This is a genomic window from Desulfovibrio subterraneus, assembly GCF_013340285.1.
GTDB classification, from domain to species: domain Bacteria; phylum Desulfobacterota; class Desulfovibrionia; order Desulfovibrionales; family Desulfovibrionaceae; genus Halodesulfovibrio; species Halodesulfovibrio subterraneus.
In genome coordinates this window covers 133,410-149,427 of sequence record NZ_BLVO01000016.1, presented here as the reverse complement: position 1 = coordinate 149,427, position 16,018 = coordinate 133,410, and the positions used below count along the sequence as shown (strand labels likewise).

At 58.4% G+C, this 16,018-nt stretch carries 13 protein-coding genes; 8 read left to right on the top strand and 5 right to left on the bottom strand.

Features of this window, described 5'->3' with window-relative positions; all coding sequences use genetic code 11:
- Positions 1-84 precede the first annotated feature (84 nt).
- Entirely contained in the window at positions 85-2,430 is a 2,346-nt protein-coding gene (locus HUV30_RS15095) for a sensor histidine kinase (RefSeq protein WP_174406335.1), read from the bottom strand.
- A gap of 270 nt (positions 2,431-2,700) precedes the next feature.
- On the opposite strand from HUV30_RS15095, the gene HUV30_RS15090 reads away from it, so the two are divergent.
- The 4 genes from HUV30_RS15090 (at position 2,701) to HUV30_RS15075 (ending at position 6,368) form a co-directional block, all read left to right on the top strand.
- Positions 2,701-3,717, top strand: a complete 1,017-nt coding sequence (locus tag HUV30_RS15090) for a TRAP transporter substrate-binding protein (protein WP_174406334.1) — start codon at positions 2,701-2,703, stop codon at positions 3,715-3,717.
- A gap of 81 nt (positions 3,718-3,798) precedes the next feature.
- Positions 3,799-4,341 (top strand): TRAP transporter small permease, encoded by a 543-nt coding sequence (locus HUV30_RS15085; protein ID WP_243452211.1) that lies wholly within the window; start codon positions 3,799-3,801, stop codon positions 4,339-4,341.
- Positions 4,342-4,343: 2 nt separating this feature from the next.
- Positions 4,344-5,645, top strand: a complete 1,302-nt coding sequence (locus HUV30_RS15080) for a TRAP transporter large permease (RefSeq protein ID WP_174406333.1) — start codon at positions 4,344-4,346, stop codon at positions 5,643-5,645.
- A gap of 300 nt (positions 5,646-5,945) precedes the next feature.
- A complete protein-coding gene (locus tag HUV30_RS15075; RefSeq protein ID WP_174406332.1) occupies positions 5,946-6,368 on the top strand; it encodes a universal stress protein in 423 nt (140 codons plus the stop codon).
- A gap of 113 nt (positions 6,369-6,481) precedes the next feature.
- On the opposite strand, the gene HUV30_RS15070 is transcribed toward HUV30_RS15075, so the two are convergent.
- Positions 6,482-7,144, bottom strand: a complete 663-nt coding sequence (locus HUV30_RS15070; protein ID WP_174406331.1) for a hypothetical protein — start codon at positions 7,142-7,144, stop codon at positions 6,482-6,484.
- A gap of 247 nt (positions 7,145-7,391) precedes the next feature.
- Positions 7,392-9,401 (bottom strand): peptidase U32 family protein, encoded by a 2,010-nt coding sequence (locus HUV30_RS15065; protein ID WP_174406330.1) that lies wholly within the window; start codon positions 9,399-9,401, stop codon positions 7,392-7,394.
- A 391-nt stretch (positions 9,402-9,792) separates the two neighbouring features.
- On the opposite strand from HUV30_RS15065, the gene HUV30_RS15060 reads away from it, so the two are divergent.
- From HUV30_RS15060 to HUV30_RS15045, 4 genes are all read left to right on the top strand, one after another.
- Positions 9,793-10,611, top strand: a complete 819-nt coding sequence (locus HUV30_RS15060) for an iron-sulfur cluster-binding protein (protein ID WP_174406933.1) — start codon at positions 9,793-9,795, stop codon at positions 10,609-10,611.
- 12 nt (positions 10,612-10,623) lie between these two features.
- Positions 10,624-11,544, top strand: coding sequence for a dihydroorotate dehydrogenase (locus HUV30_RS15055; protein ID WP_174406329.1), 921 nt, complete (start codon positions 10,624-10,626; stop codon positions 11,542-11,544).
- Between the two features lie 328 nt (positions 11,545-11,872).
- Entirely contained in the window at positions 11,873-12,790 is a 918-nt protein-coding gene (locus HUV30_RS15050; protein ID WP_174406328.1) for a LysR substrate-binding domain-containing protein, read from the top strand.
- A 35-nt stretch (positions 12,791-12,825) separates the two neighbouring features.
- On the top strand, positions 12,826-13,548 hold the full coding sequence (locus tag HUV30_RS15045) for a DNA alkylation repair protein (protein ID WP_174406327.1): 723 nt from the start codon (positions 12,826-12,828) through the stop codon (positions 13,546-13,548).
- Between the two features lie 33 nt (positions 13,549-13,581).
- On the opposite strand, the gene HUV30_RS15040 is transcribed toward HUV30_RS15045, so the two are convergent.
- A complete protein-coding gene (locus tag HUV30_RS15040) occupies positions 13,582-14,775 on the bottom strand; it encodes a M48 family metallopeptidase (RefSeq protein WP_174406326.1) in 1,194 nt (397 codons plus the stop codon).
- A gap of 8 nt (positions 14,776-14,783) precedes the next feature.
- Complete coding sequence (locus HUV30_RS15035) at positions 14,784-15,944, bottom strand: YjgN family protein (RefSeq protein ID WP_174406325.1); 1,161 nt, start codon at positions 15,942-15,944, stop codon at positions 14,784-14,786.
- Positions 15,945-16,018: the final 74 nt, after the last annotated feature.

The window sequence follows — 16,018 nt, the reverse complement described above, 5'->3', positions numbered from 1 at the left end:
CCCTGAGTTCCTGCGAACCTGCCTGAGCAATTGTCAGGTGCGGGCCACCCGCCCAGCTGAACAGCTGTTCGACGATTTTGCCTTCTAGCCCGCCGCCGTGTACAGACGTGCCTTGGTCACCTCGGCCGTGGGCAGGGTGAAGCTGACCCGCGTACCCTTGCCCTGTTCGCTTTCCAGCCAGACTTCACCGCCGTGCGCCTCCACATAATATTTCACGATGGGCAACCCCAGACCTGTTCCCTGAATGCCGCCATCCGTGTTGGCGCGGAAGAACTTTTCAAAGGCCCTGTTCTGCTGCTCCCTGCTCATACCCATGCCGTGATCCTGCACCGAAACTCTTGCGAGTACGGCATCAGCCTCCACGCGCACCGTTATGACACCGCCCTGCGGGGAATACTTCACGGAGTTGCCTATGAGATTCTCAAGAATCTGCTGGCATTTGATACTGTCTCCGTGAACCAGCACGCCTGAATCCGGTCCTTCGTAATTGATGACGTGGCCCACACTGCTTAATCTGCCGCCGACACTTCCGGTCCGCCACAATTCCACATGCGTCCGCGTCAGTTCCGCAAAATCAAAGGTCTCATAATTCATCGTAAAGCTACGCCCCGATTCAATCCGCGAAATATCAAGCAGGTCGGAAACAATACCGGAAAGGGTCTGGGCGTTCTGATTGACTATGTCCAGAAAACGGCTGCGCTCTTCTTCCGAAAAGTCACTACGGTTCCTGAGCAAGTCGGAGTATCCCTGAATGGTCGTAAGCGGGGTGCGTAATTCATGCGCCGCCATGGAAAGAAATTCCGACTTCATGACGTCCAGTTCCCGTTCCTTTGATACATCGTGCATGATGGTCACAACACCTGCGGGAAGGTCATGCTTATCCAGCACCTGCGATGCAACGGCGCGGATGTAACGGTCCTGAACGCCACCCGGAGTGACGGTTGCAAATTCGAACTGTTGCACAGCGCCGTTGCGGGTTCGGGCCACATGCTCTTCCACGGACATTCTGAACGGCTTCTGCCCAAGCGCCTGCCCCACCTGCATGCCTACTGCATCCTGCAGCGCCACGCCGAGAAACAGTTCCGCATTGCTGTTCATGAGCGTTATGCGGTTATGCATGTCCGTCACCAGCAGGCCGTCCGCAATGGAACGAAGGATCATGTCTATCCGGTCTCGTGTTGTTTCCGCAAAGACAAGGGCGTTCTGCAGCTCCACAGTGCGATCCAGCACCATCTTTTCCAGCCTGTCACGATGCCCCTCAAGCTGGCGGTAGGCCTCTCTCTTCGCGCTTACATCGGTCACCGTCATGAGCAGGCGTATCTCGCCCGCCCCTCCGAGCCGGACAAGAGACACGCCCGCAACAAACTCGCCATCATCCCGCAGGTGTTCCATCTCCAGTTCCAGCGGCGCGCCGCCCACATGCATGACCTGCGTTATGGCGTCTTCCAGCACGTGGCGTCTGTCCGGACGTACAAGACTGAAAGCAGAAGTAGTTTTGTAGTGATCATTCATCCCGTACAGGGACCGGAAGGCAGGATTGACCGTCAGCAGATCGCCATGAAAATTCAATATGGCAAGCCCCATGGGGGCAGCCTGCATGATGCTGCGGTGCAATGAGAACTCCCGCTCCTTGTCTGCAAGCTGATTACGCAGCAGCACGCATTCCCACGCCGCCGCAAGAATGGCCTTCAGCCGTCCGGCATCCTTTTCTGTAAAGCGGGAAGGGCCGTTCGCAACGCCCAGAACAGCCACGGGGGCGCGACCCGCCATCATGACCACTGCAAGATGTCGCGTAATGGCATCCTGTTCCAGCGGATATGCGCACCCAATCCACTCCGAGCCGGTTTCGGCAAGCGCGTAGGCATCGCCATCCAGCAACCCGCTCCAGAACTCGCGCGATTCAAGAGGTACCTCCCTCTCTGCGCCTGTCTCTCCGGTCCGGCCTCTTTCCGCTGTCCGCCCTGCCCCTTCAGCCCCGACCACTATGCCGCTTTCATCCGCATGGCAGACAATGACCGGTTCCGGCACAAAGAGCGCCAGATACGCCAACGGTGCACCGGTCACCTCCATGGCGAAACGGACCAGGGTCGGGCGCAGCAGGACATCGTCCTTTCCGGCCAAGGAAGGCAACGCATGGCAGGCTTCTATAACCACGGCATTCCGACGCACCTCGTCCAGACGTGGACGGGCATAACGATGCCAGAGCAGCATCGCGCACAACGGCACCAGCACCAGCAGAGCCGTCATGGCCAGCGTTCCCCCGAACCAGTCAAAAAAGCCCGCTCCGGCCATGCCCGGGGCGCCATGCGCAGGCACCGCCAGCAGGCAAAAAGCCGCAACCCGAAGCCACGCCGCAAGCGGCATGCACCGGATTGCATGCTCACGGCGCCCTGCCTCGGGGCGCAAACGGGATAGGATCTTTTTTTCCAATGTGTTCACCTCGGTCAGTGACAACCGGAACCGGCTGCCATGCTACACAATACAGCCCCCCACTTCCCGAACCATGATATTTTCCCTCATGAACGCGGGTTTTGCTGCGCATTTCAACGGAGTGCCATATTCGCGTCCGGTTTTCCCTTTTTGTAAAAACTGCTTGATCTCCAACTCGCACATTGGGTATGCAAAGCCAACGGCGGAGAACGTAAGGCTCCTGCCGACGCGGCTCATACTCACCCTTTTTCCAGCAAGCGGGAGTTTGCAATGAAAGCACTGCGCACGGGCATTGCGGCCCTTTCCATGATTCTCACGGTTATGGCCTTCGCGGTTACCGGAGCCAGCGCTTCCGGCATCAATCTGAAGTATGCGAACTTTCCCCCCGCCCCCACTTTTCCCTGTGTACAAATGGAACGCTGGGTCAAGGAAGTTGCAGCCCGCACCAACGGTGCCGTAACTGTCACCACCTACCCCGGCTCCACCCTGCTGGATGCCAAGAACATGATGCGCGGCGTGATGACCGGACAGGCAGACATTGGCTGCATCAGCCTTGCCTACCACCCCGGTGTGTTCCCGCTGATGAGTGTCATGGAGCTGCCGCAGGGCTTCACCTCAGCAGAAGGTGCCTCCCGCGCGCTGTGGGATCTGTATGCCAAGCATCAGCCTGCCGAGTTGTCCAAATTCAAGGTGCTGACCATGTTCAGCTCCGCCCCTTCGCAGTTCATGGCCAAAAAGCCCATCCGCACCCTCGACGACCTGAAGGGCGTTGAACTGCGCGGTGCAGGCTCCCTTTCCGCCGTGCTGGAAAAGCTCGGCGCGGTGCCGGTTTCCATGCCCATGCCCGAAGTGCCGGAAGCCGTGCAGAAAGGCATCATTCAGGGGCTGCTGACCTCCTTCGACGTGCTCAAGGACATGAAGTTCGCCGAGATGTGCAAGTATGAAACCGTGGCCAACCTTTCCGTCTACCCCTTCGCCGTCATCATGAACAAGAAGAAGTGGGACAGCCTGCCCGACGACGTGAAGAAGGTGCTGGACGACCTTTCCGCCGAACAGGCCCAGTGGACGGGACAGTACATGGACAACCACGTGAAGGAATCGCTTGAGTGGTCAAAAGCCACCTATCAGGTCGAAGTATACAGCTTTGATGCCGCAGTGCAGGCCGAGATTGCCAGGCTGACCGCTCCGCTCTTCGACAGCTGGAAAGAGACCGCCACCAAGGCAGGCGTGGACACGCAGGCTGTGCTGGACGATGTGGCCGCCCTGAAGGCCAAGTACGACCGGTAACGTTAACTGAAATACATTTCGTCCGCCCTGTCAGGAACTGCTGTTCCACGGGGCGGACCCTTTTTTTACCAGGAAAGGGCCATGGCCCGGCCAGCCTTTTCCCGCACGGAGCGGATGAACCTGATGAGGCACTCCTCGCTGCTATTTCTGGACAAGGTAGGCGCGCACATTTCCTTTGTGCTGGCCGTATTCGCCGGAATAACCCTGACAGCCATGATGCTGCTGGCCTGCTGGAACATGGTGGGCAGAGCCATCGGCTATCCGCTCAAGGGGACCTTCGAGCTCATGGGCTTCATGGGCGCGGTGGTCGCCGCCTTTTCACTGGCCTATGCTCAGCAGTCGCGCAGCCATATCTTCGTGGCGTTCTTCATCGCACGGTTCAAGCGCCCCGTGCGTCTGGCCCTTGATGCGGCCGTGCATCTGGCCTCTGCCGCATTCTTCATCCACGCGGGGCTGGAGCTGGAAAAGCTCGCCGCCTTCATCGTGGAGCTGGGCGAGCTTTCCGAGACCCTGCAGATCATCTACCACCCCTTTGTCTGGGCCGTGTGCGTGGGCTGCTTTGCCATGGGCTTTGTGCTGTTCATCTCCTTCCTCAAAACTGTGCTGCTTGCGGAGGAGGTATAGCCATGGAACCGGTATACGCAGGGCTTCTTTCCGTTCTTGTTCTTCTCGGGGCCATTCTCATTTCCCGCATACCCGTGGGCTTTGCCATGGCGGTTATCGGCCTTGCCGGATACGGCATCGTGGTCGGGCCGGAACCGGCACTCAGCATGCTCGGCGGCGAGGTGTGGAGCGTGTTCTCCAGCTACGGCCTTACGGTTATTCCCTTCTTCATCCTCATGGGCCAGATCTGCTTTTACTCCGGCGTGAACGAGCGCCTTTACAAGGCCGTGTACGCATGGTTCGGTCATATCGAGGGCGGCATAGCCATTGCCACCGTGCTGGCCTGTGCGGGCTTTTCGGCCATCTGCGGTTCCAACACCGCAACCGCGGCCACCATGTCCACCGTGGCCCTGCCGGAGATGCGCAAATACGGCTACAATTCCATTCTTTCCACCGGCACCGTGGCTGCGGGCGCGACGCTGGGCGTGCTCATTCCCCCCAGTGTGGTGCTCATCGTCATCGGCCTGCAGACGGGCGAATCCATCGGCAAGCTCTTCATGGGCGGCCTCATCCCCGGTCTGCTGCTCATGGGCCTGTTTGTGGGCACTATCATGTGGCTGTGCAGGCGGCATCCCGAATGGGGTCCCACCGGTCCCAAGACGGGCTGGAAGGAACGCTTTGCCTCCCTGCCGGGGTCCATTGAAATCGTCATTCTGTTCGCCCTTGTCATGGGCGGGCTGTTCTTCGGCTTCTTCACCCCCACAGAGGCAGGTGCCGCAGGCGCGGCCATTGCCCTGATGATCAGCATTGCCACCGGCCACATGAGCGTGCGCAAGTTCATTAGTTCCGTAAGTGACACCCTGCGCATTTCCTCCATGATCATGGTGATTCTGCTGGGCGCGGTGATCTACGGCAAGTTCCTCGCCATAACGCAGCTGCCCTTTGTGGCTGCAGACTGGATCACCAGCCTTTCGCTGCCGCCCCTGATCATCATTCTGCTTATCTGCGGCATATACGCCATAGGCGGCATGATCATGGACGCCCTTGCCCTGCTGCTGGTGACCATTCCCATCTTCTTTCCGGTGGTGCAGGCCATGAACTACGATCCCATCTGGTTCAGCGTGCTCATTACCGTGGTGACCACCATGGGTGCCATCACCCCGCCGGTGGGGGTTACCGCCTTTGTGGTGGCATCCGCCGCAACGGATGTGCCTATCGAAAAGGTGTTCAAGGGCGTCGGCTACTTCATCGGTGCCTACCTTGTCTGTTGTGCGCTGCTGCTGATGTTCCCGCAGCTGGCGACCTATCTGCCCTCGCTGATGTAGGTTGATGCAGGGAGCTAGGCAGGGGGGAGAAGAATGGAATGGCGGAATGCGCCGCACTTCTCCCTCCGCATGTAGTTTGATGCGTTCCCCGCAGGGTATAGCCTCCGGACCTTCAGCCGTTACCCAACGGCTGAAGGCGCTATGAATGATGATTTGTTTCCACCGCCCATTGTATCATCCCTCCATCGTTGTTATTCTTAGAGTACCCCTCCCCGGATGAAATGCCGCTGCCTCCATGTGAGGCAACCTCCGGGAACATTCGAGCAAACCCCTCAACAATATCAAACGGAGGTGCTCATCATGGAATTCAAAAAGATACTTGTGCCGGTGGACGGCTCCACGCATTCCCAGCTCGCCAAACGCAAAGCCATGGGCATGGCGACTGCCATGGGTGCCGAGATCATTCTGCTCTTTGCCATGGGCAAAATTCCCAACCTGATCGGTGGACTGGCGCGCGAAGAACTGCTCTCTGAACTGGTGCGGGAAGGCAAATCCCTGCTGGAACCCTACCGCAAGGTTCTGGAAGATAAAGGTGTGAAGTATTCCGAAATCATTGAAGCCGGAGAACCCGGCGATACCATATGCGCCGTGGCGGAACGCGAGAAGTGCGACCTTATCGTCATGGGTTCGCGCGGGCTGAGTGATTTTGAGGGCATGGTACTCGGCAGTGTAACCCACCGAGTGCTCCACCTATCCAAGCTGCCGGTGCTCATTGCCCGCTAACTGACGGACAGGCTTTAACCAAGGCAATAATGAGGCCGGACAGCATACGCTGCCCGGCCTTTCTTTTTCTATAAGCAACAGCGGCTAAGCCCCCTCCGCCGCAGTCTGCAGTTCTATTGGGCGGAAACACCACTGCGGGCTTCCGCGCGTTCCATGCCCCAATAGCGAAGACCGGAGCACAAACCGAAAAACATAACTGACAGAATCAGGTACAGAAACGGCAATTCTTTTGCCAGCTTATCATAGGGCACTTCGCGCACCACGGAAAAGAAGAATAATGCAACCGTGCTCACCGAAGCGACAAGCAAACCCAGCATCCTTCTGGCCCGTGATTTGGCATTATTCTTCATCCATACGTACAGCGCCCCGCCAAACTCCTTGGAGAAGAGCATGTACGCTCCTGCCACGACAATGGATGCACAGATATATCCACGCATGATCAACGAGAACATCTGATCATCCACTCCCCAGTAGGGATGGAAAATCGTGAAAACAAAGGGGGCCATGTAATTGGCGATAATGAAAGACGGCACAACCGCTCCTCCACCCTGAATACCTGTCTCTTCAGTTTTGGATTTCTTGAAACCGCAATACAGGAACCATGCGCATCCGGCAGCAAGCACTGCCAGACTCAACAATTCATTATGGAACAGCACATCAAACATACGGCCCTTTCTTGATGATGCCTCCCCCTTTAAGAGCCACGCCGTACGGAAAAACCAAAAACTCATTGCAAATGCAATTGCCTGACTGAGTGTCTCATACAACTTTCTCATGTTGTTCCCTTGTAATTTGCAAATTACCCCCCAAAGGCATTTGGCAGCAGATATCGCCCCCTCATTCCGCACCGCACCTTCCTATAAACACCGCGCCCCCCAGCGCAGCGACTGTCTAGCGTACAGAACTATTTCTTGCAAGATTATTCATAGTGCAACTAATCGCTACCACATACATCCATTGTACTTCATAAAAAACCCCGGCCACATTGGTGACCGGGGTTTGTATTTTCCACAGCAGCATGCCTTACAGCAGCGGCAGATCCCAGTTGAAGGGAGATGTACGCTTGGCTTCCGGCACGTCCTGCGGAGGCATTTCCAGCATCTTCACGAACATGGTGTACCCTGCCGCGAGAAGCTGATCGCGCTTGGATTCGATATCCAGCGGCCAGCCGGGGTAAATCCACGTGTTCTGGCCGTACTTGCGCATCCAGAACACTTCGCCCTTGGGCGAGGAGAACGGCTCGTTAAGCTTTACGCCGTCGTGTGGCAGGCGGGATATACCCATGGGCCAGAAGCCGGAAAGCACAATGCCGAGCGGCAGGCAGCTTTCCTTGGGCAACGCCAGCACATCTTCGGAAGACATTTCCGGCGAGATAATGGCACCGCGGAAGCCAAGTTCCTTCAGGGCAGCAATGGCCGCAGGGTTTGCGGGGTTGCAGAAGGGACCGGCCACAAGGTCGGCCTTGGCATCTTCAAACAGGGACACCTGCCACGGCGAACCGAGCACGAAATGCCGTGCACCGTTACGCAGGGCCTGATGCACCATGCGCTGCCATGCCTGTTCTTCGTTGGGCCAGATAACCGGCGGCAGCCACCACGACATGCGCGAGAACAGGGTGCGGCCCACGGTCTGCAGGGTTTTGGGGCCAAGCCAGAGACCGTTCACGTTGGCCGTGAACTTGCCTGCCTTGCCTTCCTTGCCATGGGGCAGGCCGGGACGCAGAATCACGTTCACCACCGGCAGACGCTTGCCTGCCTTGGGGTATTCCGGCGTAAATTCAACAGCTTCACCCTTGCGGCCCTTGCAGCGCTTCAGGCGCGCTTCCCACTCATCCAGCAGACGCACAAGCTCGGGCTCGCGGCGGTCGATGAGGAAAATCGGGGTGCCGGACTTGGGGTCCTTGCGTGCGGGGGCGCGCAGCATGTAGGTGCCACCCTTGGGAACACGCTTCACCACGCGGTCGGTAAAGTGCCACGGCTCATCTTCGTACCCGATGCGCAGATAGTCATGCTGCAGCAACTCGAAACGGGGCTTGAAATAATACTTGGGGTAGGTGCGCTCACCCTTCTTTGCTTTGGCAGCGGGCTCCATGACCACTTTGCCCGCCAGCAGGCCGGAACTGGTCTGCTCACTGGGCTGGGTGGGCGAATAAGGACGCTGCGGCAGGAAGATGGAATGCGTGGAAGGACGGCCAAGCGCCTGCTCCAGCAACTGCTCTGCCTGCTTGCGTGCGGAAGGATCTTCAGGATTATCCCGCAGCAACTTGTAGGCAGCCGTGGTGTAGAACACGTAATGCGGGCCTTTCTTGCGGCCTTCAATCTTCCACGACTTGAGATTATCCAAAGGCAGCAGGGTCTTTGCCAGCACGTCCAGAGAAAGGTCCATGCAGGAGAAGAAACGCCCCTTGCGCTTGTTCTGCTGATACACGCGACGGCACGGCTGCACACAGCGGCCGCGCAAACCGGACTTGCCGCCCATGTAGCTGGACCAGTAGCAGCGGCCGGAAACGCAGTAGCAGAGCGCGCCGTGCACGAAGAGCTCAAGGGTCATGCCCTCGGGGCAGGCGTCGTTGCACATGCGCACTTCATCAAGATTGAGTTCGCGGGGAAGAATGACGCGCGAAACACCAAGGCTCTGTGCCACCTTGAGGGCACCGGGGTGCGTGACGTTGGCAAGGGTGGAAAGGTGCAGTTCACCTTCAAAGCCCACCTGGTGGGCCATCTCCACCGCGCCGAGATCCTGCACGATCAGGGCATCGGGCTGCACGTCGCGCTTCAGACGCGCAATAAGACGCCCTGCAGCGTCAGGATCGCCCGGCTTGAGCAGGCTGTTCAGCGCCACATAGATACGGCGGTCTTCCTTGTGTGCAAGCTCCACAATGCGCGAGAGCTCGCCCGTGGCGAAGTTGCCCGCCTGTGCGCGGGCGGAAAAATGCTTGAGCCCGAGATATACCGCATCGGCACCCGCAGCCAGTGCGGACAGGCAAGCCTTGGCATCCCCTGCGGGTGCCAGAATTTCAGGAAATTTATGCATATGACCTCTTTGACGCGGGCGGGATTCGCCCTTTCGCCGTGTGAAATTTGCCGCCTGCCGCGGTATCCGGGCCCGTTGCTGGAGAAGCGAGAGAAAAATAAAGGAAATCGGTCTCCGGAGCTAATACCATTTCATATGGCGGGCAATGCACATAACCATAGATGGGCTCGCTGGCAACTGCAATATGGTAACACTAAAATGAAGTCTTGCCACCGGAAGAATGTCGGACTATGTCATGGCTGGCGACATTGCTCCCCGCAGCCTCTTCATTTCGTATCCGAAAAACGTTCAACTGCGGGCCTGTGCCTACGCCAGATCACAACTGCGGCTCATTGTTATGCGCATACGCGCAAGCCATCCGAGCGCATCCCGATATCCCAAGGTAACACTCATGACCAACGAACAATGTACTACCCTGAAGGTGCTGGACAACGTCCCCTTCGGGCAGATTGCGGGCGAACACCTCTTTTTCGCCCTCAGACTCGAACGCCCCACATGGAAGAGCTGGCAGCCCGGCCAGTTTGTCATGGTCCGCCCCAGCGGCTGGGCACTGGACATGCTCTGGGCCCGTCCCTTTTCCATCTGCCGCGTCAGCAACCGCGACCTTGTCCTCTTTTTTCAGGCTGTCGGCCGCGGTACCCGCAGAATGGCCAGCCTCAAGAGCGGTGATGAGGTGCTCGTATGGGGTCCCCTCGGCAACAGCTTCGAGATGGAACCCGATACCCCCACCCTGCTGCTCGCAGGCGGCATAGGCATTGCCCCCTTCGTAGGCTACGTGCACACCCACCCCAGACCGTGGAACCTGCACATGGAGTTCGGCCACAGAATGCCGCTGAACTGCTACCCCTACGAGTCCATCAACGAAAAGATCATGGGCGATGCACATCATGAGCAGAAGCCCGAAGACCTCGCTGCCTTCATCGACTGCATGGACAAGCGTATCGAAGAATTTGCAGGGCAAAACGGCCTTGTGCTGGCCTGCGGCCCCACGCCCTTCCTGCGCACTGTGCAGCAGCTCAGCCAGAAGCACAATGCCCGTTGTCAGCTTTCGCTGGAAACCCGCATGGCCTGCGGCGTAGGCGCCTGCCTCGGCTGCGTCACCAAAGTTTCCGACGACATGCAGGTCAACGGTGTTGCCGCTGGCAGGGCGCAGGTGTGCAACCACGGCCCCGTATTCTGGGCGCACCAGGTCAACCTTTCCGAAGACTAGGGAGCAATGTACATGGATATGCGTCTGAATCTTCCCGGTCTGCCGGATTTCAGCTTCAAGAACCCCATTCTCACCGCTTCCGGCACCTTCGGCTACGGTGTGGAATTTGCGCCCTATGGCGACCTGACTACCCTCGGCGGCATTGTGGTCAAGGGGCTTTCGCTCGCACCGCGCGCCGGAAACCCCATGCCCCGCATTGCTGAAACGCCTTGCGGCATGCTCAATGCCGTGGGCCTGCAGAATTCCGGAGTCGAATCCTTCATCACGGAAAAGCTGCCCAAGCTGCCGTGGCGTGAACTGCCCGTCATTGCCAACATTTATGCCTGCGATCCCGGCGAATTTGCCGAGCTTACCGGCGTGCTGGCACGCGAGCAGGGCATTGCCGCCATTGAAGTAAACATTTCCTGCCCCAACGTGAAGGAAGGCGGCATCCTGTTCGGTCAGGACGCCAGGCAGGCCGCCCGCGTGACCGAGGCTGTAAAGCGCATGGCAGGCGACAAGCCCGTCATCATCAAGCTGAGCCCCAACGTCACGGACATCACCACCATTGCCAAGGCCGTGGAAGACGCAGGCGCGGACATGCTCTCCTGCATCAACACCCTTTCCGGCATGGGCGTGGACATACGCACCCGCAAGCCCCTGCTGGCCAACGTGATCGGCGGCCTTTCCGGCCCAGCCATCAAGCCCGTGGCACTGCGCTGCGTATGGCAGGTTTCCCGCGCCGTGAACATTCCCGTCATCGGCATCGGCGGCATTGCCTCGGCTGAAGATGTACTGGAATTCATGCTGGTGGGCGCGCACGCCGTGCAGGTGGGTACCGCCAACTTCCTGCGGCCCGATTTCAGCTTCCGCCTTGTGCAGGAGTTTGAACAGCTGCTGCAGAAGATGAACATCACCGACCTTGAGGAATTCCGCGGCTCGCTCAAAGCCTGATAATCCCTCTCCCCCCAAAGGCAAACCCGCCCGGAAGCAAGCTTTCGGGCGGGTTTATTTGTGCGTACGGCACGCACTGATGCAAAGGAGTTTTCGGCGTTAGTCACTCGCCAAAAAGTGAGGCCCTGCGGGTGTGGGCATGCAGGGCCTCTAGGGGAAAAAGGAGGAAGAAGCGCAAAACCAACTAGTCGGAATATGTATACCTAAAATGGCAGTAATGGGCATACTTGTTTCCCGTTGTGATGGTGAAGTCATCGTATCCGGACTAGCCTGGAAAGCAAATTTATAATATTTAAAAAGTCGATCAAAAATTTTGAAGAGGTCGACAGTGAACATCACAGTACGTCAACTCGAGCTTTTTGTCTCGCTCATGCGCAATCCGCACATCGGAAAAGTGGCCGAAGAGCATTTTATCACCCAGTCCGCCGTCTCCATGGCCATCAAGTCGCTGGAAGACTCCGTGGGCGAACAGCTCTTCGACCGCATAAGCAACCGCCTTGTGCCCAACGAGAGCGGCAGACTGCTGCTCAACCGCATCCGCCCCGCACTTGAACAGTTGCAGGAAGTGGAAACCATGTTCCGCCTGAACCGCATGGCGGGCGTGCTGACTGTTGCCGCAAGCTCCACCATTGCGGACTACATCATGCCGCAGGTGCTCTTCGACTTCCGCTGCCTGTATCCCGAAGTACAGGTGGAGATGCTCAGCCGCAACTCGGCAGACGTTATTGCGGGCATAGAAAGCGGCAGCGTGGCCCTCGGCTTCATCGAAGGCGACTACGAATGCCGCGTGGCGGAATTCCGCGAACTGTGCACGGAAGAACTTGTGGTGGTTTCATCCGACAAGGATTTCGCTTCGGCACGCGAATATTCGCTGGAAGAACTGCTGGACATGAAGTGGGTGCTGCGCGAATCCGGCTCAGGCACCCGCCAGACCATGTGGGAGTATCTTGGCCCCGCCAAGAAGCGACTGAACCTGTTTCTGGAGCTTGAGCACATAGAATCCATCAAGATGGTGCTCAAGAACCCGGACACCCTGAGCTGCATGTCGCCCTTCTGTGTGCAGCGCGAGCTGGCCAACGCGGAACTCTTTCCCGTGCAGGTGGAAGGCGTTGAATTCAAGCGCCGCTTCTACTCCGTCACCCACCGCCAGAAATACAAGTCCACCCTGCTGCAGGCCTTTGCAGACCACGTGCGAAAGCATCTGGAAACCATGTGGCCCTGGATCATGCGCAACCCGCAGCACTAGCACCGCCCTTGTCTACAGGACCATACAGGCAGCTCATGAACACACCGAATGCAGACATGCACCTTGTCACCGGCCTGCGGGAGAACCTGCGGGCTGTGGCCGTAGAGGACAATGCCGCGCCCATGCAGGCGTACATGAAATCCGAAATGCCTTTTCTGGGCTGCACAAAACCCCTGCGCGTGCAGGCATGCAAGCCGCTCTATGCCAAGCGGCTGCCGCTGGATTTCGACTGCCTGCTGGATACCGTGGCCCACCTGTGGCGCAACGCGACGTACAGAGAAGAACGCTACTGCGCCCTGACCCTGCTGCATCACAAAAAGCACGCAGGATATCTGCACAAGGCCGATGACCGGCTGCTGGCACTGCTGGAAGAACTGGTCGTTACCGGAGCGTGGTGGGACTATGTGGATGAGATGACAAACAGCTTCGGCCCCCTGCTCGCCCACGATGCGGACACCATGCGCCCGTTGCTGCTGCAATGGGCTGCCTGCGACAACATGTGGAAGCGGCGCACGGCCATTCTCTGCCAGCTCAGGTTCAAGCAGGCCACGGATTTTGCCTTCATGCAGGCGTGTATAGACCCCAGCCTGGCGCCTTCGCCCATGGCCGGAGAATTCTTCCTGCGCAAGGGCATAGGCTGGGCCTTGCGGGAATATGCCAAGACAAAACCCGCCGCGGTTACGGACTATGTGCTGCGCAACGAAAAGCGCCTCAGCTCCCTGACGAGGCGTGAGGCGCTGAAACATGTGAAGTCGTAACGACTGAGAAAACAACTGGGAATCCGGCCGGTGCTATTGGCAGATATTCTGCACGGCCTTCCAGTCCTCTGCGGACATGACGGAAACAAGGGCATATTCAGGCTTACCGGCCGCCTGCTCCATCTCGCGCAGCATGGCGATGCGTGCAGCCGTTGCCGGATGCGAGCTGAGCATGGCGAGCGCAGGGAAGAGGTTCTTGTCTTTCTCCGCGTCCTTTTCCAGCCGTTCAAAGAAAGTGGACAGCCCCTGCGTATTCAATCCAGCCTTGCGGAGCAGCGTGAAGGCGTGGGCATCAGCAGCCCGCTCAAAATCGCGGCTCCACGACGAGGTGGTCATATACAGGGCCAGCCCCTGCGCCGTATCACCGAACACGCCCTTGCTGTTGCCTGAGAAAAGCAGACCAAGCACCTGCAGGCCGTACACGCCCGCCATGCTGCGAAGGCCGTGACGCTCGCGCACATGCCCCATTTCATGCGCCAGAATGCCCGCCAGTTCCTCGGGAGACTCCGTTTCCTCAAGCAGACCGGAGGTAACGAGAATGGCTCCGCCGGGGGCCGCAAAGGCATTCACGATGCCTGAATTGATCACGCTCACGGACATGGGATACGGCGACTCATCCACGAGAGAGAGCCGCTCCGTCAAGGCATCCAGCGCAGCCATGCCGGCAGGATTTCCGCAGTGCAGCACCTTGCCCGCGTTCTTGCGGGCCAGCATCGCCCCCACCTGATCGCGCACATCTTCACCAAGCGCAATCTCCGCATCCACGGGCACCAACGACACCACTGCGTCCGTGGCATAGGGAAATCCCCACCACAGCAGCAGCCCGAGCAGCCACACCGCAGCGCAGACACGCAGCCACTTGTTCAGGCTGGTCCGCCGGGCATTGATACGCACGCCGAGCAACAGCGGAGCAAGCCTTTCGTGGGCAGCTCCGTCCATGACGGTCAGACGCTCGCCCGTATCCTGCCCGCCTTTCTGCAGGTGGATAAGGCTGTAGGGCGGATTCATGAAATCCGGCAGCACTATGCTGTCCAGACTCCACGAGGCCATGAATGCCCCTGCCGGGGAAACTATCTGCAGATGGCTCCCTGCCGGACGAATATCCACCGCATGCGGCTGGGCGGAATGCCCGTCGTAATAGCGAAAGCCGGCAGGCTTCCCCTGTTCAGGTGATTCAGTGGAAGCCGCCGGAATATGAGGCCGGGAAGAAGGGTCAGGCTGCGTCATGCTCCCCCCTATACGGCAAGGTCCACGTCAAACGCTTCGAGGAACCCTTCGCCGAACTTTGGTGCTTCCTGCGCATCTTGTGCAAGATGGGCGTAATCAAGGCTCCCTTCCGCATCAAGCGTGTTCAGATACAGCTTGAGGCTGCGCACCGCTGCCCAGGGCGTGCCGATGCCGAGCGTCAGTAACACCAGAAACAGGTTGCTCACCTGCACCCAGAAGTATCTGCCGAAGGTCAGAGAGCTGCGGAACCGCACACCCGGAAAACCGGTATTGCCCACTTCCCACCGGATAAGCACGCACATGAACCACTGGGACACCAGAACTCCCAGAATCAACATGCCGTAGAACGTACCCATGGCGATGGCGAGGGACTTGAATCCTTCCGGTCCGGGATTGGAGTTCATCTGCAGGAAGGCCGTGGGCAGGTCTGCCAGCATGAAACCGGCAACACCAAACCCGATTATGCCGAGCACCGCCACCAGATAAGACACATAGAGCGGAGCCGCCTTACCGGAGAAGGTGAAGTTGCGGTTGCCGTACCAGATGTTGCCGATGATGCGCTTGCGCAGCACCGCGCACGACTTGGGGTACCACAGCGACAGGGTAATCAGGTTCAGCAGGCTCTGCCCCAGCGCGAGGAACATGTACTTCCATGCGCTGCCGGAAAGGTTGAAGCGGATACCGCGCCAGCGGGTACGGGTCAGGCGGTAGCGCACAGCCCTGTAAGTGGCAAAAAACCAGAAAGGCAAAAGCAGAAGCGCCGCCAGAACGGAAAGACCGGGGTGGATGCGCTCAAGAACCATCTGCAGCACCATGTACAGAATGAACACCCCTGCAACGATAAGGAAGCCGAAAAACAGTTCCTTGCCGGTGCCGGTATATTCCAGCGGTTCCCCTTCCACCACCGTGTGCGACCACAGATATTTGCGGACCCGCACCTTGGCCCAGAAGTGATATATGCCGAGCGTAATGATTGTGAGCAGAAAGTTCACAATGCAGATCTTGAACAGCTCCCAACCGCTGCCCTTGAATGCCACAAATTGACGAAAGCCGTCTCTGCCTTCGCCGCTAAAGGTGAATCCCCCACCTTGCACGGGCGCAGCCTGCGGCGTGCCCTGACCATTTGATGCGCCCCCCGCATACAATACGTCGTTTTCCTGCAATTCCATAATTGCCCCTTGCAATGTGTTTTGCCGCTGCCTTTACTACACAAGATTACAAAATAAAACCCCCATCCGAATAC

Bases quoted from the DNA above. Each gene is read 5' to 3' on its own strand.
- HUV30_RS15090 (WP_174406334.1), top strand. From the start codon at position 2,701: ATGAAAGCACTGCGCACGGGCATTGCGGCCCTTTCCATGATTCTCACG.
- HUV30_RS15085 (WP_243452211.1), top strand. From the start codon at position 3,799: ATGGCCCGGCCAGCCTTTTCCCGCACGGAGCGGATGAACCTGATGAGG.
- HUV30_RS15080 (WP_174406333.1), top strand. From the start codon at position 4,344: ATGGAACCGGTATACGCAGGGCTTCTTTCCGTTCTTGTTCTTCTCGGG.
- HUV30_RS15075 (WP_174406332.1), top strand. From the start codon at position 5,946: ATGGAATTCAAAAAGATACTTGTGCCGGTGGACGGCTCCACGCATTCC.
- HUV30_RS15070 (WP_174406331.1), bottom strand. From the start codon at position 7,144: ATGAGAAAGTTGTATGAGACACTCAGTCAGGCAATTGCATTTGCAATG.
- HUV30_RS15065 (WP_174406330.1), bottom strand. From the start codon at position 9,401: ATGCATAAATTTCCTGAAATTCTGGCACCCGCAGGGGATGCCAAGGCT.
- HUV30_RS15060 (WP_174406933.1), top strand. From the start codon at position 9,793: ATGACCAACGAACAATGTACTACCCTGAAGGTGCTGGACAACGTCCCC.
- HUV30_RS15055 (WP_174406329.1), top strand. From the start codon at position 10,624: ATGGATATGCGTCTGAATCTTCCCGGTCTGCCGGATTTCAGCTTCAAG.
- HUV30_RS15045 (WP_174406327.1), top strand. From the start codon at position 12,826: ATGAACACACCGAATGCAGACATGCACCTTGTCACCGGCCTGCGGGAG.
- HUV30_RS15040 (WP_174406326.1), bottom strand. From the start codon at position 14,775: ATGACGCAGCCTGACCCTTCTTCCCGGCCTCATATTCCGGCGGCTTCC.
- HUV30_RS15035 (WP_174406325.1), bottom strand. From the start codon at position 15,944: ATGGAATTGCAGGAAAACGACGTATTGTATGCGGGGGGCGCATCAAAT.